The organism is Bartonella sp. MM73XJBT (assembly GCF_028618465.1).
Classification (GTDB): Bacteria; Pseudomonadota; Alphaproteobacteria; order Rhizobiales; family Rhizobiaceae; genus Bartonella.
Map to the genome: position 1 here is coordinate 1 of NZ_JAQISY010000035.1, position 10,991 is coordinate 10,991.

General features: G+C 36.9%; 2 protein-coding genes and 1 pseudogene. All 3 read left to right on the forward strand.

The window, feature by feature from the left end; genetic code table 11:
* A partial coding sequence (locus tag PVV69_RS08240) for a Vomp family autotransporter (RefSeq protein ID WP_273757130.1) occupies window positions 1-1,304 on the forward strand: 1,304 nt, incomplete at its 5' end.
* A 689-nt stretch (window positions 1,305-1,993) separates the two neighbouring features.
* Window positions 1,994-6,907: a Vomp family autotransporter gene (locus PVV69_RS08245; protein WP_273757131.1), complete on the forward strand. Its 4,914-nt coding sequence runs from the start codon at window positions 1,994-1,996 to the stop codon at window positions 6,905-6,907.
* A gap of 1,313 nt (window positions 6,908-8,220) precedes the next feature.
* A pseudogene (locus PVV69_RS08250) lies at window positions 8,221-10,991 on the forward strand (hypothetical protein); the annotation flags it as partial.

A 10,991-nucleotide genomic window follows, 5' to 3' on the forward strand; every position in this document is an offset into this window, starting at 1 on the left:
ATGTGAAGAGTGTGAATACGCATCTGACGAATGTAGTCAAAGATGTTAATGAAAAAATCACGAATATTACTCAAGAAGTTAAAGGGGATGCCTTGTTGTGGAGCGATGATGATCAGGCATTTGTAGCTCTTCATGGAAAAGGCGACAAAAGAGGCAAGAGCAAACTGAAGTTTCTTGTTGATGGAGAGGTTTCAGAGGGCTCAATGGAAGCCATTACAGGCAATCAACTTTATTTGATGAGTAACCAACTTGCTGTGTATTTTGGTGGTGGTGCTGGCTATAAGGATGGAAAATGGACAGCTCCTAATTTCCAAGTTGCGCAATTCAATGCTGATGGTTCTGTTGATAAGAAGATAAGCTATAATAATGTTGCTAGTGCTTTTGACGGTGTAAGTGATAGTATGTCGAAGATAAACAACCGCATTCAAAATGTTGAAAAGAATGTCTCTTCTAATGGTTTAAATTGGAATGAGCAGAAAGGGATGTATGACGCTAGTCATAAAGGCAAAGCAAGCAAGATTGATAGCGTTGCCAATGGTAAAATTGAAAAAGGTTCAAAAGAAGTTGTAAATGGAGGACAATTATGGGAGACTAATGAGCGTATTTCTGGTGTTGAAAAAGATGTTCAGCATATCTCAAATAGAGTTGATAACATTTCTAATACTATTGCTGATATTGGTGACACAGTTCTCAATATTGATGCCAAAGTTGATAATATTGATAATAGAATTAACAATATTGCTGAGGATACTGTTCGCTATGACACAGATAAAACTGGTCAAAAAACCAATAAAATCACTTTGAAAGGTGGAGATCCTAGTGAACCTGTTATGATTGATAATGTAGCTGATGGTCGCATTGAGAAAGGTTCGAAAGAAGCTATTAATGGTGGACAACTGCATGACTATACTGAACAGCAAATGAAGATAGTTCTCGATGATGCAAAAAAATATACGGATAGTCAGGTGAAGAATATCGTTATTAATACCATTGATGATGCTGTTGATCGGGCTGACCAATATACAGATATGAAGTTTAATATTTTAACTTATGATATTAAGAATGTACGTAAAGAGGCAAGGCAAGCAGCAGCCATTGGTTTGGCAGTATCCAATCTACGTTACTTCGACGATCCTGGATCTTTGAGTATCTCATTTGGTAGTGGCACGTGGCGTGGACAATCTGCATTTGCTCTTGGCGCTGGTTATACGTCTGAAAATGGAAAAATTCGCTCTAATCTATCTGCAACGAGTGCTGGTGGTCATTGGGGAGTAGGCGGTGCAATAACTCTGAAAATAAAATAATACGAAGAGAATAAAATTTAACAGAATTTTCGCTCTTGTCTTATTAGGCAGGGGCGAAAATTTTATAATAAGTCAAAACAGTGTTACACTTAAATTTTACAGAAGCCATATTTCATAATCTTGCTAATAAAACACACACTTCAACAACCTTGAAGTGTGTTTTTTATAGCGAGTCAGAGAAAAATATATGAAGAAAAATGATTTTTTGCTATCTAATTTCGTGTTCTGTATCTAATTTAATAAGCTTCATTCCAGTAAAAAAATGCCTTATTTACTAGAAGAAATCTTTTTAAAAGAAAAACAGTTCTTATTTTAAATTAATTAACCTTAAATTAAGGTTAATTGACTCCATTACAGGAAAAAAAATAATCACAAAAAACTTATGAGGCTTCTTATGATAAAAAGACAACCACCCTAAATTTTACAACTTAACTCTTTTATCGAATTAAAAAATCTACTCCCACTTAAATAAAAAAACTTTTTCTTTTATTTAGACTAATTGCAAAATTTCCAACCCACAGGCAAAAATGATTAATACTTGTAACCCTAATTCCACTAACGCTTTAACTAGTGCCTTTACTCAATATGTCAACCTAACAATTTTTAGAACAACCATAAAACTAAACCTATAGCTCTGTAACGCTAAAATATGTCTTTTTTATGTTAAATATGTTTTTAGAGGGGATATCATGAAAAAATTATATACCACATCAGCGACAAGAGAATTGAAATGCCTTCGTTCTCCTTATTCGCTACCTTTAGTTATTGAGATTTCGTTGACTGCAATGGTAGCATTTTTATCGAACGTTTCTCTTAGTTTTTCAGCAGCTTTTGATATAAGCAAAGTGTTTCGTGAAGGTGTCGAGAGCGCTTTTATAGCTTCGCCTCCAAATGTTATCTCTGCTTATAATACCTATAACAGTGGCTTGGATGCTTTTTCTATTTCAAAAGACAATTATTTAACATCGCTCAATAAAGCAAGAGCAGAAAAAGTTAAAGCTTTGAGTAATTATGCAAATTTTTTAATCAATACTTTTTCCAATACGGGTGATGAGAGCTTTATAAGTGTTTTGAAAGAAGATGGCGATCTTGCACGGAAAAATGTGCCATATATACTTAAGATACAGCAGCTTACAAAAGATGATAACGAGGAAACAGATGTAGGATTGTTTAACGTTCGTAGTTTAGAAAAAAGTACCAAGAGGATGCGACCAATAGCTGTAGCAAATGTATTTCCAGTTGCTACGAGAGGAAACTATGATGCGGACCATTCTTATACTGTGGGTTATGAAGTGAAGAAAAAAGGCAGTAATGTTGTTGCTATAGGTCCGTGGGCTGAGGGAGGTGATACTGAGGCAGTTGCTATAGGTAAATTCGCTTCTGTTAAAGGGCAGGGTGGTGTCGCAATAGGTTCTGGAGAAATGAAAGACGGTTATATCACAACGACCCTTGCGGGTATATATGCAGTAGCTGTGGGACGTAAAGCGCAAGGTTCGGGGAAATATGCGGTTTCTATTGGTTCTGATACAATGGGGGCTGGTGATGGTTCTGTTGCACTTGGTGGGCAAGCGAAAGCGATGGTGGATAACGCTACTGCTATAGGCTTTAAAGCTGTTGTGGGGTATTCTGGTGGTGTTTCTTTAGGCGCTTCTGCAATTGTGGCAGCAAATAATGGTATTGCTATAGGTAATCAGGCAAGTGGGTCAGGAAATAATAGTATTGCTTTAGGCGCTAGTACAGATGCGTCAAAAGAGGATAGCATTTCTATAGGTTATATGGCTCACGCTTCGGGTAAAAGCAGTGTCGCAATAGGTGGTGAATATAGTGGGAAAGAGGATGATCATACAACAGCGAAGAGTGATTATTCAACAGCTGTAGGTAGTGTTTCTAAGGCTCTAGGGTATGGTTCGACTGTTCTTGGTCATCGGGCATACGCAAGTAATAATAAGGGCATTTCTATAGGATTTTATTCAAAAGCAAAGGGAGAGGGAAGTATTACTTTAGGTGCTGAAGCAGAGGCATCAAATGCTTATAGTATTGCTTTAGGTTTCAGTTCTAAAGTGACAGTTGATGGAGGAATTGCTATCGGGGGAAATTCTGTGTCTGATAGGGCTGCTGGTGTTTTGGGGTATACTTCTATTCTGCAAGGGCCGGCCACAACCACCGAATCTCAATGGAAAAGTACGCAAGGCGCTGTGAGTGTTGGTAATCCTAGTAAGAATATAACACGACAAATTATAGGCGTAGCAGCTGGTAGTAATCCAGCTGATGCAGTGAATGTTAGGCAGTTAAGAGACTTAGAAGATGTCATGAGACAAAACGGTTGGAAATTATCTGTTGGTGGGAAAAATGCTAAAGCTGTTCTTATGAACAGTGATGTAGATTTTTCTACTGGAAGCAGCAACCTGAATATTACAAAGAACAAAGACGATAATAAGGTAAAATTTGATCTAGCTAGGAATGTTACAGTCGATAAAATACAAGTAGAAAACAACATCTTAGATGCAACTGGGTTGGTGATTGCTAATGGTCCGAAAATAACCACTTCTGGGGTTAATGCTGGGAATAAAGAAATAAAAGGCGTAAAAAATGGGACACTTTCAGCGGAATCGACCGAAGCCGTAAATGGTTCTCAGATACATATAATGGGTACCAGTCTAGCGCGTTTTTTAGGTGGTGGTGCTAACTTTGAAAATGGAAACTGGAGCGATCCAACTTTTAAGATTAAAACTTTTCAGGATGATGGCACAGAAGATAAAAAAAGCTATAAGAATGTAGCGGATGCATTTGAAGGTGTTAATACTGCTCTCACGACTGTTCAGAGTAAAATTACCAATGAGATTAATAATGCGATTGCTAATGTGAAAGGTGAGAGTCTTGTTAATTGGGATGAAGATACGAAACTGATTAAGATTGGTGCGGAAAAAGATGGTGCAAGCATCAGTATTATAGATAAGGATAAACAGGATCGTACTCTTTCTGGCGTTAAGGATGCAGAAGAGGCCAATGAAGCGGTTAACAAAGGTCAGCTTGATAAGAATGTGACAAAACTTTCTAAAGATATTGAGGAGGTTCGTTCTGTAGCAGTTTTCTATGATTACGATACAGAAGAAGATTCAGATGACGCACATGCACTTACGAGATTAGCTCGTAAAAAACAAACCAGTGTGACTTTTGGAAAACCTTCGGAAGGCACGGTTGCTTTACGTAATGTTGGAAGTGGCAAAATTGCAACAGATTCAACAGAAGCAATAAATGGTTTCCAGCTTCATACATTGGGTACAGAGGTTGCGACATATTTTGGTGGTGGCGCTAGCTATGCAGAAGGAAAATGGACCAATCCTAAATTCACGGTTAAGAAATTCAATTCTGAAGGTGGTTCTGTGACTGAGGAGTCTTATGACAATGTAGCAGCTGCTTTTACTGGTGTTGGTGATTCTATAACGAATGTTCAGAATCAATTGACTGAACAGGTTAATAATGTGATTAACAAAGTAGAGAGCGAAAGCTTTGTTCAGCAAGATAAAGCCACGCATCTTCTCACGATTGGTGCTAAAGCAGAAGGTACAGAAATTAATATCGCCAATAAGGACAAAGGGGATAGAGTACTTTCCGGTGTGAAAGCAGCAACACAAAATAATGAAGCTGTTAACAAGGAACAGCTTGATGAAAGTTTGGAGAAGCTTTCTAACAATCTTCAGTCTGATGAGTCTGCTGTTGTTCATTATGATAAACAAAAGGATGGTCAAATTGATTATGCGAGTGTAACTTTGGGAGGTAAGGACAAGGCTTCCGTTGCAGTTCATAATGTGAAAGATGGTGCCATTGATGAGCAATCACATGATGCGATCAATGGTGGGCAGATTAATAAAATATTTCAGAGTGTAGTCAAAGTCTTGGGTGGTGGTGCAAAATTTATTAGTGATATATTTACAGGGCCAACCTATAAACTTTCTAAGGTTTCTAAAGAGGGGCATGTAGAAGAAGGTACCTTTAACGATGTTGAAGCAGCTTTTACTGGGCTTAATGAGAATATCAAGAATGTGAATGATCGGATTAAGCAAGTTTCCCAAGGTGTTGCACAGGATTCTTTGTTGTGGAGCACAGCTGATAAGGCTTTTATAGCGCAGCATGGAGAGGGAAAAACCAATAGCAAAATTAAGTTTCTTGCCAATGGAGATATTTCTGAAGACTCAACAGAAGCCGTTAATGGTTCTCAGCTTTATTCTGTAAGCAATGCGCTTTCTACTTATTTAGGTGGTGGTGTTAAATATGAGAATGGTAAATGGACTGCTCCAAATTTTAAGATAAAAACCATAAAATCTGATGGCAGTGAAGTTGAAGAAAACGCCTATGAAAGTGTAGCGGAAGCTTTTGAAGGCATAAGTACTTCTTTCATGAATATCCACAATGAAGTTAAGAATGAGATTAACAATGTGGTTAGTGATAATCTTGTTAAGCAGGATGAAGAGACGAAGCTTATCAAGATTGGCGGAGAAAAAGAGGGTACTGGTATCAGTATTGCAAACAGTAAAAATGTGGCGCGGATTCTTTCTGGTGTGCATGCAGGAGCAATCTCCGAAGAATCAACAGATTCTGTGAATGGTTCGCAACTTTATATGTTCAGCAATGCACTAGCGGCGTATTTTGGTGGAGGTGCTGGTTATAAGGATGGCAAGTGGCAGACAGCAGAATTCAAAGTCATGCAATTTAATGATGATGGTAGTTCTGCGGATAAGAAGAGCTATAATGATGTTGCGAGTGCTTTTGATGGTGTAAGTAAGAATATGACGAGTATCAACAAGCGTATTCATGATGTTGAAAAGAATGGCTCATCCAATAGTTTGAATTGGAATGAAGAAAAAGGAGCGTATGACGCTAGCCATAATGGAAATTCGAGTAAGATTACCAATGTAGCGGATGGCAAAATAGAAGAAAATTCGCAAGATGTTGTGAATGGGGGGCAGCTATGGAAAACGAATGAGAAGGTGAAAGAGGTTGAAAACAAGGTAGATACGATTGACCAACATGTTAAAGATATTGAAAATACCGTTACGAATGATGCGGTTAAGTATGATAAAGGAACTGATGGAAAGAAGGTAAATAAAGTTACATTAGTTGGTGTGAGTGAAAGTGATCCAGTATTATTAGACAATGTAGCGGATGGTAAAATAGAAAAAGCTTCAAAAGAAGCGGTCAATGGAGGTCAGTTACATGATTACACGAAAAAACAGATGGAACTTGTTCTTGAGGATGCCAAAAAGTACACAGATAAACACAATGCTATGATGGGTAATGCTGTTGCTGAAGCTAAATCCTACACTGATATAAAGTTTGAAGCATTAAATTATAGCATTGAGGATGTGCGGAAAGAGGCAAGGCAAGCAGCAGCCATTGGTTTAGCAGTATCTAATTTACGTTACTTCGATGATCCAGGATCTTTGAGTATTTCATTTGGTAGCGGCACGTGGCGTGGACAATCCGCATTTGCTTTTGGCGCTGGTTATACGTCTGAAAATGGAAAAATCCGCTCTAATCTATCTGCAACGAGTGCTGGTGGTCATTGGGGAGTAGGCGGAGCAATAACTCTGAAATTGAAATAATATGAAAAACTAAATTTTAATAGAATTTTTTCCTTTGTCTTAATTGACAAGGGAAAAAATTTATTTTGATAAGAAACAAACAAAGTCACAAATGAAATAATAAAGGATGAATTTAAATCTTTAAAGCAAGACATCATAAAGAAGCTGAATAATAAAACAAAACACAACATTAATGATAAAGCTCTTTTTCTATTCCATTTATAACCTGATAAAAAGGTAAAATACCCCGCATTAACACTTTCTGCTTTTTGCTCAAAGTAGTTCAAAAAAGCAATAAAAACAATCTATTAAGTAATATCTACAGAAGACAAGTTACCAACCTAGCATAAAAATACACGTTTACCGATTTATTTCTTTATTGTTGTCATCACAGGTGCTGAAGGCATGCAAAATTATAGTGTTGATGATGAAACACCATTCTTTAGTGTTTTTGCAACAAGCTAACACCATCATTATATTTGCCAGCTTCCGATGTTGCTACAGATCTTGGCACCTAAAACGATTCATAAGAGGCATTTTTACTCCTTTCTTGTCCAGTTTTTACCCACACACCAGCCCCGTTTTGACGTGCAAGCAAGCGATATTAATTGATTCAAGATAAACAGATTTGAAATGAGAGAATCTTACGTTATTCAGGTTTCTCATTCAATATGAATAACGCTAGATTACGATTATAAATCAATGTGTTACTGCACTTAAAGGAGAGAAATGAGAGTATAAATCCCTTTACTTAGCAAGAAAAGTTAAGCCGCATTTGATAGCGGCATATAATACATTCCAACATACACCTGCTTTCGGTATTGAAAACTGCAAAAATAGCAATACACATTCTAATCTTTGTAATTAGTTCAGACAAAACGAAGGGCAAAGACAAAATCTAAAGATAACAACAAACTCCCCCTTGTACATTTTTCAAGAAAAATTACTAACCCCATAAGATCAATTTATTTCACTCAAAAAATACCTCTTTTTAGCACCTACTCAACGAAGAAAAAATCTTTTTTAAACTATTATTAATTAAATAAAAATGGTAGCTTAAAAACTAAAAAACAATCCAATCTATAAAAAATAACTAATCAGTCTAAAGAATTAAGCAAATATTAACCAATATACTAAAAGATGTATCTTATTTTCTTTAAAAGACAATAAAAAAGCAAACACATTCATTTTAACATCTAAACGCAATTTTTCTCTATTTTCAATCACGCTTTAATTTTTAAATATGTTAAAAAATAACGTAAAGGAAATATTTTAGCATTTAAATGTGTCTTTTTTGTGTTTATAGTTAAATTTTTTTCATTGGGGAATTTGTTATGAAAAAATTATATACAAAATTAGCGGGGAGTGATTTAAAATTTTCTCGTTTTCCTTTTATTAAAGTTCTGTCATTGACTTCAATGGCTGCACTTTTGTCGAGTGTTTCTCCTGTTTTTTCAAAAAATCTTGATTCAAAAGAAGAAATTTCTACGGATATAAAGACTGTTGCTGTAGCGTATCCCCAAAGTGTTATTTCTGTTTATGATACCTCTGCCGATTATTTGGGACCTCTTGATGTATCAAAAGGGAATTATGTGACAGTGCTGAATACAGCATTGACACCAAAAGTGAGTGCTTCTGGTGACTATGCAATTTTTTTAACGAACATCCTTTCTGATATGAGTGGTGATAATTTTGTTGTAAATACTCTTAGAGCAGATGGTAGTAACCTCTCGAAAAGAGCGGCGAGTACAAAGGAAAAACAGAAGCAACCTATCATTAGTCCGCAGTTATTTGCTCGTAGTAATTTTTTACCCCAACAACCTGTACAAAATGATGAAGATTCAACGATCACTGATGTATTTGATACTTTACACAACGATTCAGCTACGAGAATAAAGCCTGATGTCGAATTGCCAAGAGATGTATTGGGAAATAATGTCATTTTTGGTAGTGACGTTATGGCAAAAGTTGCTGATAGTGTTGTTATTGGCTCCAAGGCCAAGGCATCTTTAGACGATAATACTAAAGATTTGTCATCGTCTGTTATTATTGGTGCTAATGCAGAAGCCCATAGAGGTGGAAGCGTTGCTGTTGGTGCAGATACAGTCATAGCGGAAGATGCATCTGATGCGGTTGTTGTTGGTCGTTATGCGCGGGCAGGGCAGAAGTCTGCTATTGCTTTGGGTTTTAAGGCGAAAGGATTACAAGCTTATAGTATTGCAATAGGTTCTGAGGCATCTGCATCTTTTCTTAATTCTATGGCTTTGGGACTGAAATCGCAAGCAATAGTGGAATCAGGAGTTGCTATAGGAGCCTATTCTGTAGCTGATGTTTCTGGTTCTGGTAAGGGTTATAGTCCTTTAGAGAAAAATGACACAAACCGTTCAGATTATGTGTGGCGAAGTAAATTAGGTGCCGTTAGTGTTGGTGACAATACTAATGAGGTTACGCGACAAATTACAGGAGTCGCAGCTGGTAGTAAAGATACTGATGCAGTGAATATTGCACAATTGAAAGAATTACAAGACTACGTGAACAAAGGTTGGAAGCTATCTATTAATAGTGCCAATGATGCTGTTGCTATTGCTATAGACAGCTCAATAGATTTGGCAGCTGGAAGTAGCAATTTCGAAGTCACAAAAGGCGATAAAGATAATAACGTAAAATTTGATTTAGCAAAAGATCTCACGTTAAAGAGCATAGAATTAAGGGAAGGAGGCATATCAGATAGTAGAGAAGATCCTATAATTCCAGTAACTTTAAACACAACAGGCTTAATCATCAATAATGGTCCGAAAGTCACAACTTCTGGTATTGATGCTGGCAGTAAAAAGATAACAGGAGTGAAAGAAGGTAGTGACGATACCGATGCGGTGAATTTTGGACAACTACAAAAAGTTGAAAAAGATGTCAAAGAACAAGTCGCAGCCAGTAGCTTCGTGAAACAAGATGGTAAAACAAAATACATCACCATTGGTAAGGAAACCGATGGAGATAAAATTGATATTACCAACAAAAATAATGGAACGCGTACTCTTACGGGTCTAAAGAGTGCTTCTCTGTCAGAAGCTTCAAATGAAGCTGTTACTGGTTCGCAGTTGTTTACAACAAATAAAAATGTAACAACTTTATCCGATAATTTCAAAACCGCTGCCACGAATATGGCCAAGTATTTTGGCGGTAACGCCAAATATGAGAATGGCAAGTGGACCGATCCAACTTTTAAAATAAAAACAGTGAATGCTGATGGTGAGGAAAAAGAAGAGAGTTATAGTAATGTAGCTGAGGCTTTAAGCGGTGTTGGTACATCTTTCACGAATATTCAGAATAAAATCACCGATGAGATTACCAAGGAAATTAATAAAACAAAAGGTGATGCTTTATTGTGGAACAATGAGAAAGAAGCATTTGTAGCCCAGCATGGTGAAGGTGAGACAAAGACGAATAGTAAGATCAGCTTTCTTGCGAATGGTGACATCGCTGAAAATTCAACGGATGCAATCAATGGTTCTCAGCTTTACTCGATGAGTAATAATCTTGCTGCATATTTTGGTGACGGTGCTGGATATAAGGATGGCAAATGGGAAGAGTTCACTTTTAAGGTTAACACAGTTAAAGAGGATGGTACAGCGAGTGAAGAAAGCTATAATACTGTAGAGAAAGCATTTTCTGCTGTTGGTACATCTTTCACGAATATTCAGAATAAAATCACCGATGAGATTACCAAGGAAATTAATAAAACAAAAGGTGATGCTTTATTGTGGAACAATGAGAAAGAAGCATTTGTAGCCCAGCATGGTGAAGGTGAGACAAAGACGAATAGTAAGATCAGCTTTCTTGCGAATGGTGACATCGCTGAAAATTCAACGGATGCAATCAATGGTTCTCAGCTTTACTCGATGAGTAATAATCTTGCTGCATATTTTGGTGACGGTGCTGGATATAAGGATGGCAAATGGGAAGAGTTCACTTTTAAGGTTAACACAGTTAAAGAGGATGGTACAGCGAGTGAAGAAAGCTATAATACTGTAGAGAAAGCATTTTCTGCTGTTGGTACATCTTTCACGAATATTCAGAATAAAATCACCGATGAGATTACCAAGGA

Coding starts and splice junctions, on each gene's coding strand:
- PVV69_RS08245 (WP_273757131.1), top strand. CDS start 1,994: ATGAAAAAATTATATACCACATCAGCGACAAGAGAATTGAAATGCCTT.